The following is a 25,606-nucleotide window of genomic DNA, read 5'->3' as shown; positions in this document are numbered from 1 at the left end:
GTGGATTTTATGGCGATGGTCAGCGCCATGTCCGCTGACACCTATGAAAAACTTTTGGATGCGGTCGGCACCGGACGCTGGGCTGACGGCACTCCACTTAATACACAACAGCAGGAGCAGACGATGCAACTGGTGATGGCGTATCAGGCGCGCGTACTGAAGTCGGCAGAACCCTTTACCATTGGTGCCGACGGTCAGATGGTGATCAAATCAAAAACGGAAATGAAAGCACAATTCAGTGCTGAGCAGTCAATCGCAAGGTTTGCACACGATGATCTTTAAGCGCTGGTTTAAGCCGAAGTGGCAGCACGAAAATCCAACTATCCGTCAGCTTGCAATCGCGGAACTGGATCAACAAACCCCTGAACAAAAAGAAATTTTGCACGAACTGGCTTTCAATGACGGCACTGAAGCCGTCCGGCGCGCAGCGCTGGAACGGCTGAACGAATTTTCGTTATGGTGGCAGGCGAGTAAACATGAATCAGCCGACAGACTGAAGCAGTTTGCCGAGCAGCAGTTAGTCCAGATGCTATTAGATAACCGCGTTTCGGCACAGTTAAAACAGCAGTTTATCGCTGAGTGTCATCGCAGCAGCGTGCTGGAAAAACTGGCGACTTGTGAAACAGATGCCGAGTTAAAATTACAGCTGCTGCAGCGCTTGCAACGTCAGGATTTATATCTGGCAGCCTTGCAGGACCCGGTATTATCCCTGACACAGAAACAATCTTTATTTGCGCTGATCGGCGACGACAAAGCGCTGGAAAAAGCTACCCGGCATTGTAGCGCTGAGTTAGTGCAGTTATTGCAGGCGGAATTAAGCCACCGGCAGGAACAGAAACAAAAACCAGAGCGGTTGCGTAAACAGCTGACTTTAGTGCTGGCACGGTTAAATGCGGTGCGGGAAAAAACTGATATCGCCCAAGCACAACAGCAATGGGCAGAGCTGCAACAGCAGTGGGCTGCTATCGAACCTGAACTGCAAGTTCTGCCGGTCGAAGAGGCCAGCGAAGCACTGCAAAAATACCAGCGTATTGTCCAACTGACGGACGCCATGCTGGCGCCACGTCTGGCAGTACTGGCTGCGGAGCAGGCAAAACAGCAGCATCAGGCGCAGCAACAAAAATTGCTGCAGCAATTTACCCAGCAACTGCAAATGTTGCAGCAGCAAACCGGCAGTTTGATCGCCGCAGGCGACTTAAATGCTGCCAGTGCCCAACAACAGGCATTGGACACCTTAACCGCACAAATTATGGCGGAACAACCAGACCCGGCGGTGTTACAGACATTGCAGCAACGCATCGGTCAATTGCAACAGCAACTGGACCAATTGCCGTTACTTGCCGAAGCGTTGGCGCAGGCCGCACGTTTGCTGGCTGAGTTGTCGGCACAACCATTACCGGCAGCGGCGCAGGCAGAAAAGGCTTATCAAGGCTTTAAAGACTGGCAAAAACAATGGCAGCAAGTCAGTCGTAGTGCCGGTGCATTATTGCCACAGCAATTTTCCGACAGTTATCAGGCGCTGGTGCAACAGTGGCGTGAGCATTGTGAACCTTTACTGGCGCAGCAACAGCGGCAGATCCGCCAACTACGCAGCAAACTGGCCGAATTTAAACGGCTGCATGCGGAAGGCCGCTTTAAAGTGCTGTTTGGTTTATGGAAAGGCATTCAGCAGGAATTGGTGGAATTGGATCCGGCCCAGCTTGCTCAGGTGGAAAAAGACCTGCAGCTGTGCGGTGAGATGATCGCTGAACTGACCGATCTGCAGGCCTATATTGCGACGCCACGTAAGCAGGCATTGATTGCGCTGATGCAGCAGTTGGTGGATGAAACGGATCTCAGCATCAATGAACGTGCCGCACAGATCAAGCAGGCGCGGGCACAGTGGAACACACTGGGTCGGGCGGATGCTGCAGTGGAAGAGACGTTGAATCAACAGTTTAACCAGCTGTCGGAGCAGGCTTTCGCGCCTTGCCGCGATTTTTATGCGGCACAGGACCAACAACGTGCGCAAGCAGAAGTGGCGCGCCAGCAGATCATCGCCACCTTGTTACAGGCACAAGCGACCCCACCGCAAGGCAGGGAACTGGATATGCTGCTGCAACAACAACAGCAGCGTTGGCAGCAGGCCGGAGCCGTCAGCCGTGAACACTTTGCGATGCTGCAACAGGCATACAAAGCGGCGGTGCAACCGTTAAAACAATTGCAGCAAGATGCCTGGCAACAAGCCGCTGAGGCCAAACAGCAGCTGATTGCGCAGGCAAAGCAGCTGGCTGAAAATGCCGGCGGCCTGCAGGTGGATCAAGTCAAACAATTACAACAACAGTGGAAGCTGTTGGGTTTTGCCGGTAACCGGGTTGATCAGCAATTGTGGAACGAATTTCGTGCGGCCTGTGATGCTTTTTTTGCCCGTCGCCAGCAACAACGTGATGAAGAAACTGCACAGCTAATTGCCTGGCGCCAAGGCGTCAGCGCGCTGCTGACTGAAGTTGGTGCGCTGGAGCTAACGTCGTTAACGGAGTCGCAACTGCGCGAGCATTTGCAACAGCTGAACGATGTGGACACCGCGGATGACAAGGCGTTGCGCCAGCAAAAACAGCAGCTGCGTCAGCAACTGACTGGGCAATTGGCCGCGTTGCAAAAACAAGCGGAAGCCGGACAGTACCAACAGTTGTTCAGTGCACTGGCAAAACCCGATGTGCAGCCTGCAGATTTGCCGGTGCTGTACCGGCTGGTGTTTAATCAGCAGCAGGAAACAATGAGCCGCGCCGATCTGACGTTGGCGCTGGAGTGGGCGGCGGGTCAACCATCGCCGCCAGAACTTGCTGGCGCCCGTCAGCGTGTGCAAATGCAACTGCTCAGCGATAAGCACAACAGCGGTGACAATCTCAGTCAAAACGAACTGTTGGGGCGTTGGCTGCAGCATGGGCCACTACAAGCGGATGAAGCAGAGTTATTGGCCCGGGTACGGGTGTTGTATCTGGCCTGAGGCCGGTCAATAAAAAAACCACCGAGAGGTGGTTTTTTTATGCGCTGCCATCCATGGCGCTTACCTTTCAGGCCAACGCTTCGCGTTGTTAAAAACCGCTCCCGGCGGTTTTTTTATATCCAAGGATGGATGGTATAGTGAGTCAGGTCTTTCAACATGCCAACAATTTGGCATGTTGCCTGTTGAACGCCAGTCGCTCCGGGACTGGCCTGCGACATTGCAGGAGCAATTGTCGGCTATGCGCAGCCATCCATGGCGCTTACCTTTCAGGCCAAAGCACCACCAGCTCACAGCGCCAACTTACAGCGTCAGTTCACCACGTAAATCCAGCTGCATTTGCTGGCGCACTTCGTCGGCTGACAATGGCTGGCTGAGCAGATAATGCAGTTTGGTCAGCGTCGCTTCTAATGTCATGTCATAGCCACTAATGACACCACTTTGGCGCAAAGCATTCCCCGTTGCATACCCACCCATATTGACCTTGCCTTTAAAACACTGGGTACAGTTGATAATCACGGTGCCCCGTTCTGCCGCCTGTTGCAGTACCTGCAACAGCTGCGGGTGCTGTGGTGCGTTACCAACACCATAAGATTTGATAATGAGCGCTCGTACCGGCGCTGCTGACATATTGGCGATCACGTCGGTGCTGATGCCGGGGTACAACGTCACTACGCTGATTGGCTGTGGCGTGATCTCACGGACCTGCAGTGTTTGTTTCACCGGCCCCTGATACAAAGCGCCGGCTTTGACTTCAATATGGATCCCGGCCTGTAACAACGGCGGAAAGTTCGGTGAGGCAAAGGCATTAAAACCATCTGCATCGGCTTTAGTGGCACGATTGCCGCGAAACAGCTGATTATTAAAATACAGCGCGACTTCAGCGATCGGATAATTAGCCGCCAGATATAACGAATTCAGCAAATTGACCTGGCCGTCAGAGCGCAGCTGTGCCAGCGGTATTTGTGATCCGGTAATGATCACCGGCTTGGTCAGATCTTCCAGCATAAAAGACAAGGCTGAGGCGGTGTATGCCATCGTATCAGTGCCATGCAACACGACGAAACCGTCGTAATCGGCATAATGTTGCTGGATGTCATGGGCGATGCTAAGCCAGTGCGCCGGCGTCATATCGGAAGAATCAATGACCGGGTGATATTCATGAATATCAAACTCCGGCATTTCCGCGCGATAAAACTCCGGCATGTTCCGCACCGTTTCACTGAGAAAACCCGGCACCGGCACAAAGCCGTTGGCAGAACGTTGCATCCCAATGGTACCGCCGGTATAGGCGACATAAATACGTTTTTTACTGTTGAGTTGTGTCATGACAGGGTACTTTTTGAATTTTGTTGTATTGTACGCAAGCATAACGCTGCTGTCAGGGCTGACTTGCCGAAGTCGCTGCCGAAATTGCGCTAAGAGCGGAAATAAAATCGGTTGAACAAAAGCTGAGCAAACGAACACGACAATAGAAAAAAGGGCTTTACAAGGTGCCTGCAGCTCCTTAATATGCGGCCTATCGCGGAGAGATGGCAGAGTGGTTTAATGCACCGGTCTTGAAAACCGGCGAGGGTTAGTAGCCCTTCAAGAGTTCGAATCTCTTTCTCTCCGCCACTAAATCAACCACCTTAAGGTGGTTTTTTTACGTCTGGATTTCGTCACGCACTAGTAAGTTGTTGATATATATCAGATATATCTAACAACTCCTGCCAGTACTATTCCCATAGCAAAATCAAATTCACTCGGCTATGCTAACGAAGTTTCAGCCAATCCAGACTATTCCAGCAAATTGAAAATTTAAGAGGCGCGTCAATTGATTAACGTTCTGATAGTGGATGATCATGAATTGGTCCGGACCGGGATCAGCAGGATTTTACAGGAAGAGCGTGGCATCCGGGTTGTCGCCGATTTGAACTCCGGTGAAGCTGCTGTGCAGTATTGCCGCAATGAAGCTGCAGGCCAATTGCCGCCCGACGTCGTGCTGATGGATATGAATATGCCGGGGATCGGCGGCATGAATGCCACCAAACGTATTCTGCATTATTGCCCGGATATCCGCGTACTGGCCTTGTCGGTGTCCTGTGAAGAACCGGTACCAACTAAAGTGATGCAAATGGGCGCTTCCGGTTTTATTTCCAAAAATGCGGCGCCGTCTGAGATGATCACGGCAATCAAGCGCGTTGCCGATGGCCATCGCTATATTTCTGATGAAGTCGCACAGAAAATGGCCTTCAGTAAAATTCAATCCAACAGTAATAACCCATTTGACGAATTATCTGACCGCGAAATGCAAATCATGCTGATGATCACGCAGGGCGAAAAAGTAAATGATATTGCTGACAAACTGAATGTCAGCGCCAAAACCGTCAATTCATACCGCTATCGCATGTTTGAAAAACTGGCCATTAGTGGCGATGTTGAACTGACTCACCTGGCGATCCGCCATGGCATGATTAATATTGCCTGATCCGCAATTCCCTGACCTGATGAGACGCTGATGCCGCCGTTTGACAGCAGTGCTTTTTTAAAAACAGTGCCGGGTTCTCCTGGCGTGTACCGTATGTATGGCGACAAATCCCAGGTGATTTATGTCGGCAAAGCCAAAGACTTAAAAAAACGTCTGGCCAGTTATTTCCGCAGTAATGTCGATAGTGTCAAAACCCGTGCCTTGGTAGCGAATATCGCGCTGGTTGAGTTCACAGTGACAAATAGTGAAACCGAAGCGCTGATCCTGGAAAACAACCTGATCAAGCAATTCATGCCTAAATACAATGTATTGCTGCGCGACGATAAATCGTTTCCCTATATTCTGCTGACTGATCACAAACATCCGCGGATCACCGCACATCGGGGGCCGAAAAAGGTGCCAGGGCAGTATTTTGGCCCTTATCCCAGCGCCGGCGCGGTGTGGGAAAGTCTGAAGCTACTGCAGAAAGTCATTCCGATCCGGCAGTGCGAAGATGGCTTCTACCGTGCGCGTACACGGCCTTGCCTGCAATATCAGCTAAAACTGTGTTCTGCACCTTGCGTGGGCAAGATCTCCGACGACGCTTATGCCGTCCAGGTCCGGCTGACCCGGCTGTTTTTGCAGGGCAAAAATCAGCAGGTGATTGAAGATCTGGTGCAACAGATGGACGCGGCCAGCAACGCACTGGATTTTGAATTGGCGGCGCAGCTGCGGGATCAAATTATTGCGCTGCGTAAAGTGCAGGAACAGCAGGCGGTCAGTGGTGACCATGACGAAATGGATGTCCTTGGTTTTTGTTATCTGCACGGCGTTGCTGCTGTTCACGTGTTGTATGTGCGCGACCAAAAAATCCTCGGTACTAAGACCTATTTTCCAAAACTACCGCAACAAACTGAGGCAGAGGAGATTTTCCCGGCCTTTTTACTGCAGTTTTATCTGAACAATATGGGCGGACAACAGATCCCGCGGGAAATCGTCATCGGTGAGCCGCTGGAAGATGCGGATAGTATTGCTGCAGCCATCAGTGCGGCGGCAGGGCGTAAAGTGGTGCTGAATCCGGCTAAACGTGGCGAGAAGGCGCGCTATCTGGATTTGGCCAATAAAAATGCCCGCACCGCCTGTGATACCAAAGTCAGCCAGGCGGCACATATGGCCGCGCGATACCGCGCACTGAAGCAGACGCTGAAACTCGACGCTCTGCTGCGGATGGAGTGTTTTGACATCAGCCATACCATGGGCAGCCAGACGATGGCCTCTTGTGTTGTGTTTAACGACAAAGGTCCGGATAAAGCCGAATACCGGCGCTTTCACGTGGAAGGTGTGACCCCCGGTGATGACTATGCGGCGATGCGGTTTGCCTTGCAAAAACGTTATGGCAAATTGCAGGATGAGGCAAGGGTACCAGACATTGTACTGATTGACGGTGGTACCGGGCAGCTGAATCAGGCAATAGAATTTTTTGCCGGCTGGACGCTGGCGAAACGCCCGCTGTTACTTGGTGTCGCCAAAGGCACCAGTCGCAAGCCGGGTCTGGAGACCTTGCTAATCAATTCAGCACAGCATGCGATTAACCTGCCAGCAGATGATCCGGCGTTACATTTGATCCAGCACATCCGTGATGAAGCGCACCGTTTTGCCATTACCGGGCATCGCCAGCAGCGCGGGAAAAAGTTCACGCAAAGCCCATTGGAAAATATTGCCGGAATAGGTGAGAAACGCCGGCAAGCTTTGTTACAATACCTCGGTGGTTTGCAAGGCGTGCTGAAAGCATCAGTCGCTGAGCTGGCGACAGTACCCGGGATCTCCAAAGCGCAGGCAGAGTTGATTTACCAGGCCTGTCATAACAACTAGAAAAATGCCCAGAATTGAGATTTATTGATGTGGAATGTGCCTAACCTGTTAACTTTGTTCCGGATTTTTTTAATTCCTGTCTTTGTTTTCTGCTTTTATTCGACCCATGAACATGCCCGTTTTCTTGCCGCCTTTGTGTTCTGGCTGGCGGCTATTACCGACGCCTTAGATGGCTATCTGGCACGGAAACTCCAACAGTCCACCGCGTTTGGTGCATTTCTGGACCCGGTCGCAGATAAAGCGATGGTCGCCGCCGCATTGGTGCTGATCGCCGTCGATATGCAGACTTTATGGGTAACCATTCCGGCTTTTGTCATGATCAGCCGGGAAATTATCATCTCTGGCTTGCGTGAATGGATGGCTGGCCTTGGTGAAGGTTCGCAGGTCAAAGTGTCGGAAATGGGTAAACTGAAAACCGCAGCCCAAATGCTGGCTTTAATCGGGCTGATTTGGCAACCGGTGAACTGGATCACCGATTTAGGCATGTTGTTATTGTTTATTGCCACTGTACTGACCGTCTGGTCGATGGTGGTCTATTTGCAGGCAGCCTGGAAATATCTGCAACAAAATTAAGCGCTTCGCGCACAAAAACTGCAAGTCTGCTAAAAATTGAGCAATCAGTTCAGCGGTGTCAAGTTTTGAGTTGACGGATTTATTAAACCCAGTAGAATGCAGCTCGTGTTAAGGCAAACGCCTTTTCAGATGAAGCGGGCATAGCTCAGTTGGTAGAGCGCTACCTTGCCAAGGTCGAGGTCACGAGTTCGAGTCTCGTTGCCCGCTCCAAATAATCTGAAGAGTGTCTTGATGGCGGGTTGGCAGAGTGGCCATGCAGCGGATTGCAAATCCGTCCACCTCGGTTCGACTCCGGGACCCGCCTCCATTTAGTTGTAACTGACTAAATACACAGTAAAAAACGTTGTCTGCCCGGGTGGTGAAATCGGTAGACACAAGGGATTTAAAATCCCTCGCTCGAAAGGGCGTGCCGGTTCAAGTCCGGCCCCGGGCACCACTTACTGTCAACACCATAGCAGTAAGTACAAATTTATGCGGGCATAGCTCAGTTGGTAGAGCGCTACCTTGCCAAGGTCGAGGTCACGAGTTCGAGTCTCGTTGCCCGCTCCAAATTAAAGCAAAAAGGTCTTTGGAAACAAAGACCTTTTTGCTTTTGTGGGAAAGCTGTATTTGCTGATTAAAGCGCCAGCTGCTCCCGGCCAAGCTGTCTCACGGAAGCTCCTTGTTTGGAGTCAGAGAATCGTCCTCCCCACGGAAAGGGCCAGCCTGTTTTGGACGAACTTCAGCTTGTTTGTGGAAACTTCATTATGGATCTGCTTGCAGATATTATCGGTATGGCCGGCACTTCGCTGGTGGTCGGTGCGTTTTTCCTGTTACAGCTCAACAAAGTGTCACCTAAAGGTCTGATGTACAATCTGATGAACCTGATTGGTGCTTTGTTTTTGTTATTCAGTCTTTGTATCAACTTCAATCTGGCCAGTTTTGTCATTGAAGTGTTCTGGATAGCGGCCTCTGTAATTGGTCTGGTGCAATACCGGAAGAACAAAAACGCCCTGCAAGCCGCGTAGCAACGGGCACGACTGCAATCACAAGTGCAATAAAAAACCGGGCTTTTGCCCGGTTTGTTGTTTTTTCAGCGCTGGTACCTGCGCTACAGCCAAAACGGCAACACCAACTGACACCAAAGTGTAATCATCAGCACTGCGACTATGTTCAGCACCACCCCCGCCTTGAGCATGTCACGGATATTTAACTGGCCGCTGGCAAATACGATCGCATTCGGCGGAGTACCGACCGGCATCATAAAACCAAGGCTGGCAGCCAGCGCGGCCGGCACCAGCAGATACAGCGGTGACAAATCCAGACTGAGCGCGACCGGACCTAAAATTGGCAAAAAGGCCGCAGCCACAGCGGTATTGCTGGTCAGTTCGGTCAAAAACACAATTAACAGCGCCACCGCAGCAATAACCAACAGCGCTGGCACGCCGTGCAAGCCCTGAAACCATTGTGCCAGCGCATCCGACACGCCATGTTGCTGTAATTGACCGGCCAGGCTTAACCCCCCACCAAATAATAGCAACACGCCCCAGGGCAGCTTTTCGCTGTCCTGCCAGTTCAGTACTGGCTGTATTGCTGAGGGCGCGGGATCAGTGTCAAAACTTTCTGCCAGCGGATGGCGCACCGGCAGCAGAAATAACAACATCGCTGCGCCAAGCGCAATCACAGTATCGCTCAGGGCCAGACCACTCCATTGGCTTAACAACGGCTGGAAGATCCAGCAGAGCGCTGTTAGGACAAAAATCACCGCAACCAGCCGTTGTGGACTTGTCACTGCTGCCGCCATGTTGTCTGTACGATTTGCCGCAGGCGCAAGTAAATGCAGGCGAAAATATAACCGGCTAAGCCAGAACCAGCTCAGCAGCAACATCGACAGGGCCAGCGGTACTCCCAACAGCATCCATTGACCGAAACCAATTTTGATTTGATAGGTTTTTTCCAGAAAAGCGGCCAGCAGCGCATTCGGTGGCGTACCAATTAAAGTCGCGATGCCACCAATGCTCGACGCATAGGCCACGCCCAATAACAAGGCGGGGGCCAGCAGCTTTTGATGGTGCTGAGGCGCTACAGCGACTATGGAGAGCGCTATCGGCAGCATCATTACCGCGGTGGCGGTATTGGACATCCACATCGATAAAAAAGCGGTGATTGCCATCAGGGCTGCTAATTGTTTTGCTGGTGCGCCACCGACATGCCGCAGCGCCCGCGTGGCGATTTGCTGGTGTAAGCCGGTTTTTTCCAGCGCAATCGACAGACAAAAACCACCAAAGAACATAAAAATCAGCGGATGTGCATAAGGAGAGGTTGCCGCTTCTGCGCTGCTGATGCCAAGTAGCGGGAACATCAACATCGGCAACAATGATGTCACCGGGATTGGGACCGCTTCACTGATCCACCAGATCACCATCCAGCCGGTGATGCCACAGAGTAAGCTGGCGCTGCTGCTTAAGCCCGGGATCGGCCATACAGTCAATAGCAGTAAACAGGCCGGGCCTGCCAGCATCCATAGCCATGTGAGACGAGACATAAAAATCCTGATCAGTGATAGTCCGCTACTGACTCTAACTGCTTTTAGCGTCCCGATCATCCATTTGTTGTTACGCCCGGAAGGCGACAGGCTTGGACACAATCGGTATCTCAGTTAGACTCGGGACAATCATCAGAAAGGAGCAGTTACATGCTGGCTTTACAACAATATTTTCCCGATGTGTCGCCGTTGGTGTTTGGCTGCATGGGGCTGGGCGGCGACTGGAATTCACCAACCACCACTGCAGAGCAACAGCAACAGGGTTTCGCTGCCATCGAAGCGGCGCTGGAACTGGGTTTTAACTGTTTTGACCACGCTGATATCTATACCCGCGGCAAAGCGGAAGCTGTTTTTGGCCAGTTTCTGGCGGCCCAGCCGGAATTGCGGGAATGTCTGGTGTTACAAAGTAAATGCGCCATTCGTTTTGCTGATGCCAATCATGTTGGCCGCTATGATTTCAGTGCCGGTTATATCGCTGACAGTGTTGAGCAAAGTCTGCGCCGGTTGCAAACTGAGTACCTGGATATCCTGTTACTGCACCGCCCGGATCCGTTGATGCAAATCGACGAAGTGGCAGAAGTGCTGAGCCGGTTACAGCAAAGCGGCAAAGTCCGACAGTTTGGCGTGTCTAATTTCGGCGCACCGCAGCAACAATTACTGCAATCGGCGCTGCAACAACCTTTGGTGGTCAACCAGTTGCAAATGAGTCTGGCCAATCTGGACTGGCTGGAAGCGAATGTGCTGACCGGCATGCCACAAGGCGCTGGTCATTATTTTGGTTATGGCACTGTGGAATATTGTCAGCTGAATAAAGTACAAATCCAGGCTTGGGGCAGTCTGGCACAAGGCCGTTTCACCGGCGCCGGCCAAGATTTGTCAGCCAGTGAACAGCGCACCGCTGATTTGGTAGCCCGCCTTGCCGCTGAGTATCAGGTTAGTGCAGAGGCCATTGTGCTGGGGTGGTTGTTGCGCCATCCGGCCGGTATTCAGCCAGTGATTGGTACTGTTAATTCAGCCCGGATCCGCGCTTGTAGTCAGGCGCTTGATGTGGAACTAACGCGCGAACATTGGTATGCGCTTTATGTCGCTAGTCGTGGTCAGGCTCTGCCGTGAGCCAGTGCAATAGCTTTTAAGTGAAACAACACAGGAGGGATCAAGATGGTTACGCAAAGTTTTACGCTCACCAACACCGGTAAAATCGAGTTTGCGCCGGGTCAAAAATCAATCACAGCAGACAAAGGTGAGTCGGTGCAATTTGTCCTGACCAATAACAGTGGTCAGACCCTGAAGGATTGGGGGCTGTATTTTAACAATCCATTTGATGTCAGCAATTCGCTGCGTTATTCGTTTGGTGATTTGCAGGTAAACGGTAATGTCTACACGGCGGAGAAAACCATCAGTGTTGACACGGCTGAGGCTAAAGTTGCGAAGTACAACGCTTATGCGATTTACGTCACGGTGCAAAACAGCAGCGGCACTGTGACCATTTTTCAGCGCGACCCTGAGATCATCGTCAACGGCGGAGACGTCGAAGACTAGAAATTCACGTTAACTTGACGTTTGCTTTTCAACTATATAGAGCTTACGGGCTTGTTGCCTTCAGGGCGCGTCAGCACCTGTTGCTGCAATAGTTGTCTGAATTCTGGTTCAGATTGCAGTGAATCAAAGTCATACCCTAACGCCAGTGCGGCTTGCAGATAGTCGACGGCTCGTTGGCGTTCACCACTAATCTCACAGATTTGCGCTGCATTGATCAATTGCTGCGGTTTCTTCAAAGCACCTGCAGCCTTGAGTTCTTGCAAGGCTTGCCGGCTTTGGCCGTTTTTCGCCAGATAAAGACCCAATCTGAGCCGTGCGTTTTGCAGCTTTGGCGTTTTCTCCAACAGCAGAGTGACCAAACGGATCGCATGCTGATAACTTTCTCGCGCTTTGTTTGGTTGTTGCGCCCAGCGATAGCTGTCTGCCAAATTGCCCCACAATTGGTAACTATCTGGTTTTAACTCGACAGCCAACGCAAAGTGCGCGCTGGCCTCGGCATACTGCTGCTGATAAAACAGCAAAGTCCCGATGTTCGAATGATTGACGGCGTCGTTATCGATGGCGACCGCTTGTTTAAATGTCGTCAGTGCAGCTGAGTAATCGCCGCGGCTGAATTGAATTGCGCCCAATGTCTGCAAGACTTGTGCATTGTTCGGTGCTAAACCGGCGAGTTCGCGATAACTGCTTTCAGCCTTGTCCAGCTGCTGATGCTGATAATAAAACACCGCCAGCGCATTGATAAAATACCAGTTTCGGCTAATCTCTGCCGCTTGCTGAAACTGTTGTTCAGCGGCAGCGGTTTGGCCAGCCAGGTCAAAAGCGCGGGCCTGACCATGGATTAACATGGCATTGCCTGGTTCCAGTTGCAGCGCCTGACTGAACAGATCGATGGCACGGGGATAGTCGCTGTGTAATTTAGCAATTTCAGCTTGTAGCGCCAGTAACCTGCTGTTTTTAGGCAGCAGCTGCGCCAAATCGTTAGTTAATCGCTCTGCTTGTGGTAACCAGTGGTGGATATCGCGAACTCGTGCCGTCATTAACATGGCATCGATCAGGGCATAACGCGCTTCGATAAAGCCAGCATCTGTTTGAACAGCCAGCTGCAGTTGCTGCAACGATTTTTCGATATTGTCTTTGTAATCATGGCGATACAAATAACTGATGCCGGTCAGATACGCTTTATACGCCGTATCGTTGGTCGCGCTGCCTTTGGACAGTGGTAATGCATCCGGCAGCTGCCAGTTCAACAAGCGCACCAGCTCAGTTCTGACTTGCTGTTGTGCCAAATCCCAGTTGTCTAATGCCAAATCAACTTCAGTAGATTTCAGGATGCGGCCATCCGCACCGTTTTGCAGATTCAGCGACAGTCGCCGGGTATTGCCAAGGTGCTGCAAACTGCCATTAATCACCAGTTCGGTCTGAAATTGCTGGTAAATGGCTTTGGTACTGACTTCTTTGAGCTGACCCAGTTCTGCCGGCGGTAACACCCAGACATTGCCGTTCAGCTGGCCGATTTGCGCTAAATCCTGGCTCAGGCTAAGCGACATCCCGGTTAGGAATTGTTGCACCGACGGATCTGCCCCGATATTTTGCAGTGGCACCAGCGCCAGAGTTTTGCCCTGACTGAGTAAACTCTGTTTATCGACGCTTTGCTGACCGAGCCATAAACTGAAGACGAGGATAAGCGGGGCAATTGCGGCCCAGAATTGCCAGCGCACCAATGGATACCAAATGCCCAAGCGTTGGCGTTGCAGTAATTCCTGCTGCAGGTTTGCCAATAATAGGGCGACTTTACTGAGCTCCGCCGGACGTTGTGACGGATGGGGGGCCAGACATTGTTCAATCAGGTTTTTAAGCGATTGCGGCAGCTCTACCGGTTGCCCTGCAGGTTGTTTGATCTGCTGCACAATGGCTTGCATGGTTGCATCGGCATTTTCGCGCAGAAATGGATGCACGCCATAACAGAGCTCGTACATGATCACGCCAAAGGCAAATACGTCACTCTGGACCGTGGCATCGACGTCGCTTTGCAGCAGCTCCGGCGCCATATAGGGCAAAGTGCCTTTGATTTGATGCGCAGTTGTGTGTTGCGACCACTGCGTGTTCAGCTGACTGGACAACATCGGCGGTAGGCCGGCGCCTTCGGTTTCTGCCTGCTGTTGCAAGCGTTGTTGTCGGCTAGCCATACCAAAATCGAGAATTTTGACTTGTTGCGCCGGCAGGCAAACCATCAGATTGCTTGGCTTTAAATCGCGGTGGATCACGCCGGCCTGATGCGCACTCGCCAGACCTGCGGCTATCTGCTGCAGCAAATTCAATTTATCCGCTAAGCTCAGCGGGCGCTGTTCGTAATGATCCAGCGTCTGACCCTCGAGCCATTCTGTGACGATGTAGCTTTGCTGCTCGGTACGGGAGATATCGTAAACAGTGACGATATTGGGGTGCTGTAATGAGGAGGCAACACGGGCTTCTTCCAGCAATTGCTGCTGATGAAACTGACCCTGGCGTTGTAGCTGCAGCACTTTGAGTGCAACCGGGCGTTGCAGGGCAGCGTCATAGGCCTGATAAACAATGCCCATGCCACCTTGTCCGGCCTGGCGCAGTAACTGGTAATGGCCATAAGGTGCTGCAGGCGGCAGATCGCTAGTGGGTAGGCTCTGACTGGCCGCATCGCTTGGCATCCAGGTATCCAGCTGCGACGGAAATTCAGACTGACAGAAATCACATTGGTCGGAAGACGCTGCATTGGGCATGTCACACTGCTGACAGATCACGCGTTTCTAACCCCTTGCGCCGGATCTGAGCGTGTCGCTAGCGGTATCAAGCAGTTGCAAGGTGGCGGGTTTGTGTGCACAAACGCGGTTTTTGCCACTGTTTTTTGCCTGATACATCGCCTGATCGGCACAATCAATAAAGCGGTAGGCCAGATTGTGCAGCGCATGGTGAAAGCCCGCGACACCAATGCTGGCGGTGATCTTTAAGCTTACGCCTGTAACCAGCGGTTCGAGCGCAGCAATATCGGCGCGGATCCGCTCGGCATAAATCAATGCACTGTCCGGCGAGGTGTTATTGACCAGTACCACAAATTCTTCGCCGCCCAACCGGCCAACCCGGTCGGCCTTTCGGGCCAGCGTTTTTAACAGAGCTGCGACACAGCGCAAGACTTCATCACCGGCAAAATGGCCGTATTGATCATTGATTTGCTTAAAATTATCTAAGTCGATAAAAATCAGGCTGCACGGCTGGCCATAACGTTTGGCCTGTTCCATCGACAAGGTGATTTGTTCTTCGATCATGCTGCGGCTGCACAAGCCGGTCAGATCGTCACACAGCGCCCGGCTGATGGTAATAGCGTTTTTTAGCGCCAGACCAAGCTGAGCCTGCAATGTTTTGCAGAACGTTTCCTGCAGCTGGTTAAAACCATCGGTATGAGTGGTATCCAGATACAGTAGCGCCAGCGTTTCTCCGTTAGCCTGCAGCGGCATGGCCAATACACCGGTGACTTCGACCTCCGGACGTGGCGAGACAAAGCGGGACAGTTGCTGTGCTGACAGCAGTCTGAACTCCTGGCGTTCAAAACACTCACGGGCGATCCACTCGCTAAAGGCCGGGCCATCCGTCGCATGCGGTGGGGCATAGTTCCAACAGGCTTGCCGTTGTAGTGATTGACCGCGTTTATCTGCCATCAGCACAAAGCCGCGGCGGGCACCCAGCACTTCAGCAATCATCGGCACTGCATGTTCGAGCAGTACCAGATAGCCTTGCGTTTGATTGACTAGTGTATTGAGGCGTTGCAACAAGCTGTTTTGGGCAGACCACTGTTGTGCAGCTTGTTGTAATTGCTGGAATTGCTGACACAAATGTTGCTGTAAGTCAGATAACGGCTGGGCTTGCTGGCTCAACTGTATTAAGGCGCCCAAGCTGTGTTGTTGCATATCATCGATGCGGTGTTGCAGATCATGTAAAGCCCAGACAGCAAAATCCTGTTCATGGTGATGCGCGGCGTCGTATCGCAAAGAAACTTTTTGTCGGCCAAACAATAATTCACATTGCGGTGGCAGCAACATACTTTGTGCCGGTTGCAATAAATGTTGATCGAGTTGGGAGCCAAAGCGAGAGCCTTTGTCTCGCAGTGCCGGGCCTTGTGCCGTCAGAAAAATTTCAGCATGTTGGCGCGACACACTGCTGTCATGCAAAACCAACAGGTTGACCGGATCTCGCCCAATCGAAACAGGCGTATCGTCCAGCGTCAGGCGCACCGAATGATGCTTATCGCCTTGCAGCCAGTCGAGATCAAGCACCATGGGCTCACTCATGTGATGCACTCCGAAACGTCAGGAGCCAGACTGTAGATGATTCCAGTTTGTGGCTACAGCTCGTTTATGTCCTGCGCATGTTCAGCGCTGTTCAGGATAAAATCGCTAATTTGCCGAGTTTATACCCGATTTCACCCCTGTAACAGTGTCAAATGCAGATAACCGCAATTTTGCCATGCTATAGGGCATGTAGCATGGCAATGGTGGTAAATCGATTAAAAGCCTTGCAGATATTGTTGTTTTGGCTGCTGCAGAATGGTCTCCCAGGAGCCGTAGGTTGGGTTAGTCAGCATAAACCAGCGAGATCCCCAGTATGGCTGGTATTTTTCCACCAACTCAAAGCGTTTGGCTGGGGTGATATTGCTTTTAACCTGCGGCAGAAAATCGCCAAAATCATCGCCCAACAACATAATGACGCGGTATTGTTGCGCTGCTTTTAACCGACGACTTTCTTTTTCAGAGGTCCAGTCTTTTTGCTCGGATTTCAACCACAGCTGACTGGCATCAACCTGCTTGATCCCGGTAGCCTGCAGATTTTTCAACGTATCGGTTTTTTGCGGGCAACTGTCTTTTACTGCAGCTCTTGGCGCACATTCCCGGTTACTGATGTACAGCACGGTTACGCCATTCTGGCCGGCCAGGTTGAGAAAGTCGACGGCTCCAGGCACAGCTTTGGCTTTGGCTGCCGCGACCCAGCTATCCCAGCGTTTGTCGTTAAAACCATGATCCTGTTCCAGAATTGCCTGTGCTGCTGCCGGTGAGTTATCCAGAATGGTTTCGTCAATATCGACGATGATTGCCGGTGGCAGCTGCTGGAAATCGGTGGTTTGGGTTGGCAGTGCCGACCAGTTTCTGTCGCTCAGTGCGTCTTTTAACGTCAAACTGGCCATCTTGTATGTTTGCAGACTGTTCGCACGAAATTCTGCTGACGTCTGATACCACAAAGTGGCATTGAAGTTATCGTGTGGGACAGAGACCGCAGCAGCGGCAAACAAAATAGCGGCGGAGAAGGCCATAGACAAATCCTGAACGAGGAAAAACGCCGATCATACTGAGTTCAGGCTGAATTTCAACAGATGCCGGGTTTATTGCCGGTTTCCTGCGCTAAAGCGGTCGCAGCCCGCTGGCTTTGTTTGCGTCCAGGCAGAAAAAAGGCAGCTTGTGCTGCCTTTGAAATTGGTTACATATTCGGGTAGTTCGGGCCGCCACTGCCTTCCGGCGTGACCCAGCGAATATTTTGTGACGGATCTTTAATATCACAGGTCTTACAGTGAATGCAGTTTTGCGCATTGATTTGCAGCCGCGGCTCACCGGCTTCCTGACCGACAATCTCATAGACGCCGGCCGGGCAATAGCGCTGTGCCGGCTCGTCGTAAATGGCCAGGTTCACTTTGATTGGAATGGCGCTGTCAATCAGCTGCAGATGGCATGGCTGCTCTTCTTCATGGTTGGTGTTGGACAAAAACACCGACGATAACTTATCAAAGCTCAGTTGTTGGTCTGGTTTCGGATAAGCAATTTTGGCACAGGCCGAAGCTGGTTTTAAGCTGGCATGGTCGACGCTGTTGTCTTTGAGCGTAAACGGCAGTTTGCCGGCAAACCAGTTCTGGTCAACCATGTTAAAGGCACCGCCCAGAATAGAACCGAATTTGTGCATCGCTGGGCCGAAATTGCGCGAGCGGTACAGCTCATCAAATAACCAGCTTTGCTCAAAGCGACCTTTGAAGCTGTGTAAGTCTTCACCACCGTTATCGCCACGGCTCAGTGCTTCAAACACCGTTTCTGCGGCCAGCATGCCGGATTTCATCGCGGTGTGATTGCCTTTAATCTTGGCAAAGTTCAGCGTACCCGCATCACAACCTAACAACAGACCACCCGGGAAGGTCATTTTCGGCAGGCTGTTCAGGCCACCTTTGGCAATGGCGCGGGCGCCATAACAAACCCGTTTCCCGCCTTTGAGATACTGCGCAATCACCGGGTGATGTTTATAGCGCTGGAATTCATCAAACGGACTTAGATGCGGATTGCTGTAGTTCAGGTCAATAATCAGGCCCACAACGACCTGATTGTTGTCGGCATGATACAGATAACCACCGCCGGAAGTACCTTGCTCTAACGGCCAGCCTGCGGTATGTACGACCAGACCAGACTGATGTTTATTTGGATCTATATCCCAAATCTCTTTAAAACCAATCGCGTAGTGTTGTGGTGAACAATCTTTGTCGAGCTGATAATGCCGGATCAGTTCTTTGCCGAGGTGGCCGCGACAGCCTTCGGCAAATAACGTGTATTTCGCGCGCAGTTCCATCCCGGCGACAAAACTGTTTTTTTGTTCGCCATGCTTATCCAGACCCATATCGCCGGTAACGATACCCTTGACCACATTGTCTTCAATGATCAGACTCGCGGCACTGAATCCCGGGAAGATTTCGACGCCAAGCGCTTCGGCCTGACTAGCCAGCCAGCGACTAACGTTACCCATCGATACAATATAGTTACCGGTATTGTGCATCGTTTTTGGTACAGCGAAATGCGGGATCTGCCGCGAATCGTCGGCGTTTTGTAGTAAGTAGATGTCGTCATGACTGACTGCTGTGGTTAAAGGTGCGGCTTTTTCCTGCCAGTCTGGGATCAGTTCATTCAGTGCCCGCGGTTCAAACACCGCACCGGATAAGATGTGGGCGCCAACCTCAGAGCCTTTCTCTACGACGCACACGGTGAGCTCTGAACCAGCGGCTTTTGCCTGTTGCATCAGTTTAATTGCAGCTGACAAGCCCGCCGGACCGGCACCGACTACGACTACATCAAACTCCATCGATTCCCGTTCCATTTGCCACCTCACTGCTATGATTTGCGCTGCATCAACTGTTTAATAACACTTGGCTGCTATTCTTGTGTAGTTTTTTTAAAAGCGTTGCTGGCAAGGGTATTTCAGGTTGACGTTAACGTCAACACTGGTTAGATTGTCCGGCATTGAAATGGTCTGAAGTTTACCTTCACGTAAACTTGACCCGAAAACAGCAGGGGTGTGCATTGATGAAAATTCTGGTGCCGGTCAAACGGGTGATTGATTACAACGTAAAAGTGCGGGTGAAAGCCGACCAGAGCGGCGTCGACCTGGCCAATGTCAAAATGGCGCTGAACCCTTTCTGTGAAATTGCAGTAGAAGAAGCGATCCGGTTAAAAGAAGCAGGTGTGGCGACCGAAGTCGTCGTAGTGTCGATTGGACCTGGCGTTGCCCAGGAACAACTGCGTACCGCACTGGCCTTAGGGGCTGATCGCGCTATTCTGCTGGAAACAGAACAAAACCTTGAATCACTGCAAGTGGCAAAATTATTGGCCAAAGTGGTTGGCACTGAGCAGCCACAACTGGTGATCCTGGGTAAACAAGCGATTGATTCTGATAACAATCAAACGGCGCAAATGCTGGCAGCCTTAACAGACATGGGTCAGGGCACTTTCGCATCGAAAGTGGTTGTAGCCGACGGCAAAGTGAATGTAACCCGTGAAATCGACGGCGGTCTGCAAACGGTGGCGTTGAATCTGCCAGCAATTGTTTCGACTGACCTGCGGTTAAACGAACCACGTTATGCGTCTTTACCAAACATTATGAAAGCAAAGAAAAAGCAGTTAGACGTGATCGCAGCTGACTCGTTGGGTGTGTCGTTACATAGCCAAATTAAAGTGTTAAAAGTCACTGCGCCTGCTACCCGTCAGGCCGGCGTGAAAGTCGATTCTGTCGATACCCTGATCGATAAGTTAAAGCATGAAGCGAAGGTGATCTGATGGCCATTTTAATCATTGCCGAACATAACAACGTTTTATTAAAAGCCGACACGGCCAAAACACTGACCGCGGCCCTGGCGATTGGTGGCGACATTCATGTATTGGTTGCCGGTCACAATTGTCAGACTGTTGCAGCAGAAGCTGCTGCGCTGCATGGTGTCAGCAAAGTGCTGGTGGCCGATGCTGCGGTGTATCAACATCAGCTAGCTGAAGAGATTGCTGCATTAGTGCTGTCGGTGGCATCAGGCTACAGCCACATTCTGGCGTCTGCGACCACGCACGGGAAGAACTTCCTGCCACGTGTGGCTGCACTGCTCGATGTTGGCCAAATCTCTGACATTATTGCGGTTGAGAGCGCTGATACTTTTGTCCGCCCAATCTACGCTGGTAACGCCATTGCGACTGTGCAAAGCGCCGATGCAATCAAAGTGATCAGCGTGCGCAGTTCAGCTTTTGCGGTAACGCCAAATGGTGGTGCAGCTGCGATTGAAGCGCTGGCGCCGGCGACAGCCGCCGGATTGTCAACGTTCGTTGACGAGCAACTGACCAAATCAGAGCGTCCGGAACTGACAGCAGCTTCTGTGATTATCTCCGGTGGTCGTGGTATGCAAAACGGCGAAAACTTCAAGTTGCTGGAAGGCATTGCTGACAAGCTGAACGCAGCGATTGGCGCCAGCCGCGCAGCGGTGGACGCCGGTTTTGTGCCGAATGATATGCAGGTCGGTCAGACCGGTAAAATCGTGGCGCCAGATCTGTATATCGCGGTCGGTATTTCCGGCGCTATCCAGCATTTAGCTGGCATGAAAGACTCCAAAGTCATTGTGGCAATCAACAAAGACCCGGAAGCACCGATTTTTCAAGTGGCGGACTATGGCCTGGTTGGCGATTTATTCGCCATCCTGCCGGAACTGGAAGCGAAACTGTAAATTCGGTTGCAGGCTGTGTGGCAAAACAGGCTGCACAGCATATGAATAGAAAGAAGCTGCTGGTTTGCACCCGCAGCTTTTTTTATCGCTGTCTCAGCCTGGAATAATCTTCACACCACGCCAGTACTTCGAGCCCTGATAAGCTAGGTCAGATCAGCGGCTGAATTGCACATCAAAGCTGACCGGGACGACCAATTCAATCCGGTTTAACTTGGCGATGTCCTGCAGTTTTTTCACGCCACCATCCAGTTTAAAGTCAGTGGCTTTCACCAGCACCGGTGCTTTGGTAAACGCCAGCAGCCGATTATCTGCCAACTTCACCACGCTGATATCAGCAGTCACTTTTTGCGTCTGATCGACAATCGTCAGTGTCAGCTCGACTTTTTCGCTGTGTACAGCACCGATTTTTAAGGCACCAATCTTGCCGGTATCCAGCGTGCCAGTGGCTTTGATTTGTGGAAATTTGCTGGCGTTAAACAGATGTTCCAGCATGCGTTCATTGCGGATCGGGATCATTGTATCAAGGCTTTGCACCGGGATCTGCACGCTGAATTGGCCATCATCTGCCCACTGGCCCTGCAGTTGTTTAAAACTGTGCGTTTCAGCAACCACATCATTTTTCACCGAGACAAAACGCAACGACGATTGCGCCGGATCCAATTGCCAGCCGGCTTGCGCATAGCCTGCTGTCAATGCCAGCGCGACAAGTAATTTTTTCATAACAAACTCCATTTGGAACCAAGGGGGAAAGTGACAGTAGCATACTGGACAGTGAAAATAGGTCCAAGTTTATTCAGACTAAATATCTGCTGTTTATCGCAGATAAAAATAAGCCCTGAATGTTCAGGGCTTTGTATACGCGTCCAGTTAGCGGATGACGTTAACGGATCAGGCAAACCCAGCCTTTGAGGTAATGACCTTCCGGATAAAAACTGGCGATCGGATGGTCTTTAGCCTGGCTCAGTTTCTCAATAAACAAACAATCGCGACCGGCGTCTAACGCGGCATCCGCGACGATTTTCTGGAACAGGCTGTCTTCCATCAGGCCGGAGCAGGAAAAGGTCAGCAGGAAACCACCTGGTTTGACGATTTGCATCGCAACGCGGTTGATATCTTTGTAACCACGGCAGGCGCCCATTAGCTGCGCTTTGCTTTCAGCAAATTTCGGTGGGTCCAGGATCACCATATCAAACTGACGGCCTTGTTCTTTGTACTGACGCAGTAGTTTGAACACATCGGCTTTGGTAAAATCGAGTTGACTCAGATCCAGCTGATTCAGCTCTGCATTGCGTTTCGCGGTCTGCAGCGCCAGTTCCGACATGTCGGCATTGATGACATGGCTGGCACCGCCGGTTAAGGCTGCGACGGCAAATGTACCGGTGTAGCTGAAACAATTCAGCACGGTTTTGTCTTTGGCATAGCGCGCAGCGGCCGCGCGGCTGTCACGCTGGTCCAGATAAAATCCGGTTTTATGGCCATTCACCACGTCGACCAAAATCTGCATGCCATTTTCCAGAATAGTGACTTCGCCGCTGTCACGTGGCGCATGCAACCAACCAGTGACAGGCGGCAGGCCTTCTTTTTTCCGTACATCGACATCGGAGCGTTCATAAATGCTATGGTCGGGGAATAGTTGCCGTAATGCCGCGACGATATGGCTGCGCTGGTAGTCGGCGCCGGCACTTAACAGCTGAAGCACCAAAATATCGTGGTACAGGTCAATGGTAACGCCAGGCAGGCCGTCTGATTCAGCGGCCACCACGCGGATACCGTTGGTCTGGCCCAGGTCGAATAATTGCTGGCGTACTTGCCAGGCAGCGCTGATGCGGCGCAGAAAAAATTCAGCATCGATGGCTTCGGCTTCATCAAAAGACCAGACTCGGACGCGGATCTGTGAATCAGGGGAATAGGCACCGCTGGCGATAAAAGCGCCATCAGCGCTGCGGATCGCCACAGTTTCGCCGCTGTTGGCGTGGCCTTTCACTTGTTTCACCGCTTTAGAAAACACCCAAGGGTGGCGGCGTTTGAGTGATTTATCCCGATCGGCTTGTAAAATGATGCTGGCGGCCATAAAAAGTCCTGAGTGAGTGTACGGGCAGGTCGACGCATTCTGGCAGAATCAGCGCCGACAGCTGAAAAGGGCGTCATTTTAGTCCGCTTAGGCAAAAAGCTAAAGTAAAACCGCGTGTGCGGTGCAGAACCACCTGAATGAGGTATTCCCATGCAGTTTTTATCCGAGTTGCCGGCGACGATGCAGGCAATTGAAGTTGACGCCGGGCACCAGTTGCAATTTGTCAGCCGGCCATTGCCAGCCCTTCGCAGCGGTGAAGTGCTGGTTAAAGTGGCGGCGGCCGGAGTGAATCGGGCCGATCTGGTGCAGCGCGCCGGATTTTATCCGCCACCGCCTGGTGACAGCGATATTTTAGGGCTGGAAGTGGCGGGGACTGTAGTGGCTGTTGCTGGTGATGAAGATCATCATGCTGATGCGCACTGGCTGGGCGCTGATGTGTTTGGGCTGGTACCCGGTGGTGGTTATGCGCAGTATGTCAGAGTGCCGGTCGCACATCTGCTGCAAAGGCCCGTTGAAATGCCTGTGACCACTGCCGCGGGTTTTGCTGAGGTATTTTTAACAGCCTATCAGGCGATGTTTAGCCTCGGCGGTTTAGCTGCCGGCCAGGCGGTGCTGCTACACGCCGGCGCCAGTGGTGTCGGCACTGCCGCTATTGCGCTCGCCAAAGCCGCCGGTGCTTTTGTGGCTGTTACTGTTGGTTCAGATGACAAAGCTGCAGCTTGTCTGGCGTTAGGGGCCGATGTGGCGGTCAATTACAAAACCACTGATTTTGTCACTGTGCTCAAAGATGCAGTCCCGCAGGGATTTCATGTTGTTGTCGACCCGGTTGCCGGCGATTATTTGCCGAAAAATCTGCAACTGCTGGCGTTGGACGGCCGCATTGTGGTGCTGGCGATGCTCGGTGGGCGCACCGTGCCGGCTTTTGATTTAACCCAGATGTTTAAAAAACGCGGTCAGTTATTGTGCTCGACGCTGCGTAACCGCACTGATGATTATAAATCGGCACTGATCGCTGATTTTATGCAGCAATTCGGCCTGCAACTACAAAGCGCTTCACTCAGTCCGGTGATCGCTCAAGTGCTACCATGGCAACAGGCCGACCATGCCCACCAGCTGTTGGCGGGCAATCAGCTAGTGGGGAAAGTGGTGCTGACGGTCGATTAATCGACCGGCTTCTCCGGCACAGTCTGTGGGGCCGGCGCTGTGGCAACAGCCGGCTCCTGTGGCGACAAGTCCAGTTCAAACTGTGCTTGTTCATCCGCCGGAGCGGGCACATCGTCAGTGTGTGGGTAACGTGCAGCGCGCATCTGCGCATCGACCGTGGTCTGATCAACGCGCGGATCCAGCGCGGCGGCCAGCGGTGAGCCGACTAAATCGCCGGCAGCCATCATGTAGTCTTTTGGCGCGATCTTTTCCGCTTGTTTCTGCTGATAATTAACTTGCTGTAAGCGGACAAACAACAGCGCGGCGACCGCAGCCATAAAGGCATACAACATATTGCTGCCACCCAGTTGCATAAAGGCCGATGCCAATAAAGGCCCGATACTGGCGCCAAGGCCAAAGGTCAGCAAGATGGTCGCCGATAACGCCACCCGTTCATGTTGCTCAATATTCTGATTGGCCAGCGCGGCGCCGAGCGGGTACAACGTGAAGGCAAACACGCCAAACACAAAAGTGAAACCCAGCTGCAACCAGCCGCTAAGTGGCAATAGCGCCATCGCCAGCACCAAAATGCCCAAAATCACACTGTTGGTGCGAATAAGCCGGCTACGGCGGACCCGGTCAGATAATTTCCCCATCGGCCACTGTGCCAGCAAGCCGGCCATGACCGTCGTAGCCATATAAGCTGCGACTTGTTCGGTATTCATGCCCTGACTGGCGGCAAAAGCGGGGGCTAAGCCATAAAATGAGCCAACAATGACGCCGGCCATCGCGATGGTGGTCAGCGACTGCGGTACTTTTTGCCAGAACACTTTGATTTGCAGCGGCGCCGGTTTTAGTGGTTGCGGGTGGATCCGCCGGGTAAGTGCCAACGGCACAATACAGAGCGCAAAACAGATCGCGACCAATAACAGCGGTTTAATCGTTAGTTCCGGGTTCAGGCTCATCGCCCCCTGGCCAAGCACCAGTCCCAGATAAGACACAATCATGTAGCTCGCAAAGATAGTGCCGCGGTTTTTAGTGTCGGCCTGCTCGTTCAGCCAGCTTTCCAGCACCATGTACTGACACATCATACACATGCCGACAATGAGGCGCAGGACCAGCCAGATCTCCAGCTGTTCAACCAGCGCATGCCCAAGTGCCGACGCCGTTACGACACCGGCACTGGCGACAAAAGCACGGATATGGCCGACCCGGGCAATCAAACGATGGCCGATCTTTGATCCCAGCACCAATCCGAGGTAATAGGCGGACATCATGGCGCCGATCCAGACTTTGGCGACGTCCATTGATGCCAACTTCAGGCCGAGATAAGTCGTCAACAAACCAGCAGCCAGCACCATTAACAAGGTGGCGCCATACAATGACGAAAAAGAGCGGATAGTCGCCGCCATGCTTCATCCTTT

Annotated in this window: 20 protein-coding genes and 5 tRNA genes; 16 read left to right on the top strand and 9 right to left on the bottom strand. The window is 52.1% G+C overall.

Annotated features, from left to right (window positions below):
* Positions 1-9: 9 nt before the first annotated feature.
* A complete protein-coding gene (locus ACQ66Q_RS05020; protein WP_377243443.1) occupies positions 10-282 on the top strand; it encodes a YeaC family protein in 273 nt (90 codons plus the stop codon).
* Positions 272-2,986, top strand: a complete 2,715-nt coding sequence (locus tag ACQ66Q_RS05015; RefSeq protein WP_430455784.1) for a DUF349 domain-containing protein — start codon at positions 272-274, stop codon at positions 2,984-2,986. Before ACQ66Q_RS05020 ends, ACQ66Q_RS05015 begins: the two co-directional genes overlap by 11 nt.
* A 300-nt stretch (positions 2,987-3,286) precedes the next feature.
* On the opposite strand, the gene ansA is transcribed toward ACQ66Q_RS05015, so the two are convergent.
* The gene (ansA, locus tag ACQ66Q_RS05010) at positions 3,287-4,312 is read right to left on the bottom strand and encodes an asparaginase (protein ID WP_430455783.1); all 1,026 of its coding nucleotides are present in this window, start codon (positions 4,310-4,312) and stop codon (positions 3,287-3,289) included.
* Positions 4,313-4,509: 197 nt separating this feature from the next.
* Here ansA and ACQ66Q_RS05005 point away from each other — a divergent pair.
* From ACQ66Q_RS05005 to ACQ66Q_RS04965, 9 genes are all read left to right on the top strand, one after another.
* A tRNA-Ser gene (locus ACQ66Q_RS05005) sits at positions 4,510-4,600 on the top strand.
* Between the two features lie 199 nt (positions 4,601-4,799).
* On the top strand, positions 4,800-5,453 hold the full coding sequence (uvrY, locus tag ACQ66Q_RS05000; protein WP_208931533.1) for a UvrY/SirA/GacA family response regulator transcription factor: 654 nt from the start codon (positions 4,800-4,802) through the stop codon (positions 5,451-5,453).
* A 30-nt stretch (positions 5,454-5,483) separates the two neighbouring features.
* Positions 5,484-7,304, top strand: a complete 1,821-nt coding sequence (gene uvrC, locus ACQ66Q_RS04995; protein WP_430455782.1) for an excinuclease ABC subunit UvrC — start codon at positions 5,484-5,486, stop codon at positions 7,302-7,304.
* 27 nt (positions 7,305-7,331) lie between these two features.
* Entirely contained in the window at positions 7,332-7,877 is a 546-nt protein-coding gene (gene pgsA, locus ACQ66Q_RS04990; protein ID WP_430455781.1) for a CDP-diacylglycerol--glycerol-3-phosphate 3-phosphatidyltransferase, read from the top strand.
* A 134-nt stretch (positions 7,878-8,011) separates the two neighbouring features.
* Positions 8,012-8,087: transfer RNA gene (locus ACQ66Q_RS04985), tRNA-Gly, on the top strand.
* A 23-nt stretch (positions 8,088-8,110) separates the two neighbouring features.
* A tRNA-Cys gene (locus ACQ66Q_RS04980) sits at positions 8,111-8,184 on the top strand.
* 42 nt (positions 8,185-8,226) lie between these two features.
* Positions 8,227-8,313, top strand: a tRNA-Leu gene (locus tag ACQ66Q_RS04975).
* A 37-nt stretch (positions 8,314-8,350) separates the two neighbouring features.
* Positions 8,351-8,426 (top strand) — tRNA-Gly (locus ACQ66Q_RS04970).
* Positions 8,427-8,623: 197 nt separating this feature from the next.
* Positions 8,624-8,884, top strand: coding sequence for a CBU_0592 family membrane protein (locus tag ACQ66Q_RS04965; RefSeq protein ID WP_430455780.1), 261 nt, complete (start codon positions 8,624-8,626; stop codon positions 8,882-8,884).
* An 83-nt stretch (positions 8,885-8,967) separates the two neighbouring features.
* Here ACQ66Q_RS04965 and ACQ66Q_RS04960 read toward each other — a convergent pair whose 3' ends face one another.
* The gene (locus ACQ66Q_RS04960) at positions 8,968-10,401 is read right to left on the bottom strand and encodes an SLC13 family permease (protein ID WP_430455779.1); all 1,434 of its coding nucleotides are present in this window, start codon (positions 10,399-10,401) and stop codon (positions 8,968-8,970) included.
* A gap of 150 nt (positions 10,402-10,551) precedes the next feature.
* On the opposite strand from ACQ66Q_RS04960, the gene ACQ66Q_RS04955 reads away from it, so the two are divergent.
* Together ACQ66Q_RS04955 and ACQ66Q_RS04950 are read left to right on the top strand one after the other, a co-directional pair.
* A complete protein-coding gene (locus tag ACQ66Q_RS04955; RefSeq protein ID WP_430455778.1) occupies positions 10,552-11,514 on the top strand; it encodes an aldo/keto reductase in 963 nt (320 codons plus the stop codon).
* A 45-nt stretch (positions 11,515-11,559) separates the two neighbouring features.
* Positions 11,560-11,940 carry a hypothetical protein gene (locus ACQ66Q_RS04950; RefSeq protein ID WP_430455777.1) on the top strand — a complete coding sequence of 127 codons (381 nt, stop codon included), beginning with the start codon at positions 11,560-11,562 and terminating at the stop codon, positions 11,938-11,940.
* Between the two features lie 32 nt (positions 11,941-11,972).
* On the opposite strand, the gene ACQ66Q_RS04945 is transcribed toward ACQ66Q_RS04950, so the two are convergent.
* The 4 genes from ACQ66Q_RS04945 to ACQ66Q_RS04930 form a co-directional block, all read right to left on the bottom strand.
* Positions 11,973-14,693: a protein kinase domain-containing protein gene (locus ACQ66Q_RS04945; protein ID WP_430455776.1), complete on the bottom strand. Its 2,721-nt coding sequence runs from the start codon at positions 14,691-14,693 to the stop codon at positions 11,973-11,975.
* A 27-nt stretch (positions 14,694-14,720) separates the two neighbouring features.
* Positions 14,721-16,256 (bottom strand): diguanylate cyclase, encoded by a 1,536-nt coding sequence (locus ACQ66Q_RS04940; RefSeq protein ID WP_430455775.1) that lies wholly within the window; start codon positions 16,254-16,256, stop codon positions 14,721-14,723.
* 215 nt (positions 16,257-16,471) lie between these two features.
* Complete coding sequence (locus tag ACQ66Q_RS04935) at positions 16,472-17,272, bottom strand: 5'-nucleotidase, lipoprotein e(P4) family (protein WP_430455774.1); 801 nt, start codon at positions 17,270-17,272, stop codon at positions 16,472-16,474.
* A 164-nt stretch (positions 17,273-17,436) separates the two neighbouring features.
* Positions 17,437-19,086 (bottom strand): electron transfer flavoprotein-ubiquinone oxidoreductase, encoded by a 1,650-nt coding sequence (locus ACQ66Q_RS04930; RefSeq protein WP_430455773.1) that lies wholly within the window; start codon positions 19,084-19,086, stop codon positions 17,437-17,439.
* A 206-nt stretch (positions 19,087-19,292) separates the two neighbouring features.
* On the opposite strand from ACQ66Q_RS04930, the gene ACQ66Q_RS04925 reads away from it, so the two are divergent.
* A complete protein-coding gene (locus tag ACQ66Q_RS04925) occupies positions 19,293-20,042 on the top strand; it encodes an electron transfer flavoprotein subunit beta/FixA family protein (RefSeq protein WP_430455772.1) in 750 nt (249 codons plus the stop codon).
* Positions 20,042-20,968 carry an electron transfer flavoprotein subunit alpha/FixB family protein gene (locus tag ACQ66Q_RS04920; protein WP_430455771.1) on the top strand — a complete coding sequence of 309 codons (927 nt, stop codon included), beginning with the start codon at positions 20,042-20,044 and terminating at the stop codon, positions 20,966-20,968. The genes ACQ66Q_RS04925 and ACQ66Q_RS04920 overlap by 1 nt, the downstream gene beginning before the upstream one ends.
* A gap of 153 nt (positions 20,969-21,121) precedes the next feature.
* On the opposite strand, the gene ACQ66Q_RS04915 is transcribed toward ACQ66Q_RS04920, so the two are convergent.
* Both ACQ66Q_RS04915 and ACQ66Q_RS04910 read right to left on the bottom strand, forming a co-directional pair.
* Positions 21,122-21,688, bottom strand: coding sequence for a YceI family protein (locus tag ACQ66Q_RS04915; RefSeq protein ID WP_430455770.1), 567 nt, complete (start codon positions 21,686-21,688; stop codon positions 21,122-21,124).
* Positions 21,689-21,848: 160 nt separating this feature from the next.
* Positions 21,849-23,039: a class I SAM-dependent rRNA methyltransferase gene (locus ACQ66Q_RS04910; protein ID WP_430455769.1), complete on the bottom strand. Its 1,191-nt coding sequence runs from the start codon at positions 23,037-23,039 to the stop codon at positions 21,849-21,851.
* Positions 23,040-23,189: 150 nt separating this feature from the next.
* Here ACQ66Q_RS04910 and ACQ66Q_RS04905 point away from each other — a divergent pair, with 150 nt between their 5' ends.
* Entirely contained in the window at positions 23,190-24,203 is a 1,014-nt protein-coding gene (locus tag ACQ66Q_RS04905) for an NAD(P)H-quinone oxidoreductase (protein WP_430455768.1), read from the top strand.
* On the opposite strand, the gene ACQ66Q_RS04900 is transcribed toward ACQ66Q_RS04905, so the two are convergent.
* The gene (locus ACQ66Q_RS04900) at positions 24,200-25,594 is read right to left on the bottom strand and encodes an MFS transporter (RefSeq protein WP_430455767.1); all 1,395 of its coding nucleotides are present in this window, start codon (positions 25,592-25,594) and stop codon (positions 24,200-24,202) included. The genes ACQ66Q_RS04905 and ACQ66Q_RS04900 overlap by 4 nt on opposite strands.
* Between the last annotated feature and the right edge of the window lie 12 nt (positions 25,595-25,606).

Origin of the sequence: Rheinheimera sp. (assembly GCF_965283995.1) — a bacterium.
Classification (GTDB): Bacteria; Pseudomonadota; Gammaproteobacteria; order Enterobacterales; family Alteromonadaceae; genus Pararheinheimera.
The sequence above is the reverse complement of the archived record's forward strand: the minus strand, read 5'-3'. Positions and strand labels throughout refer to the sequence as shown.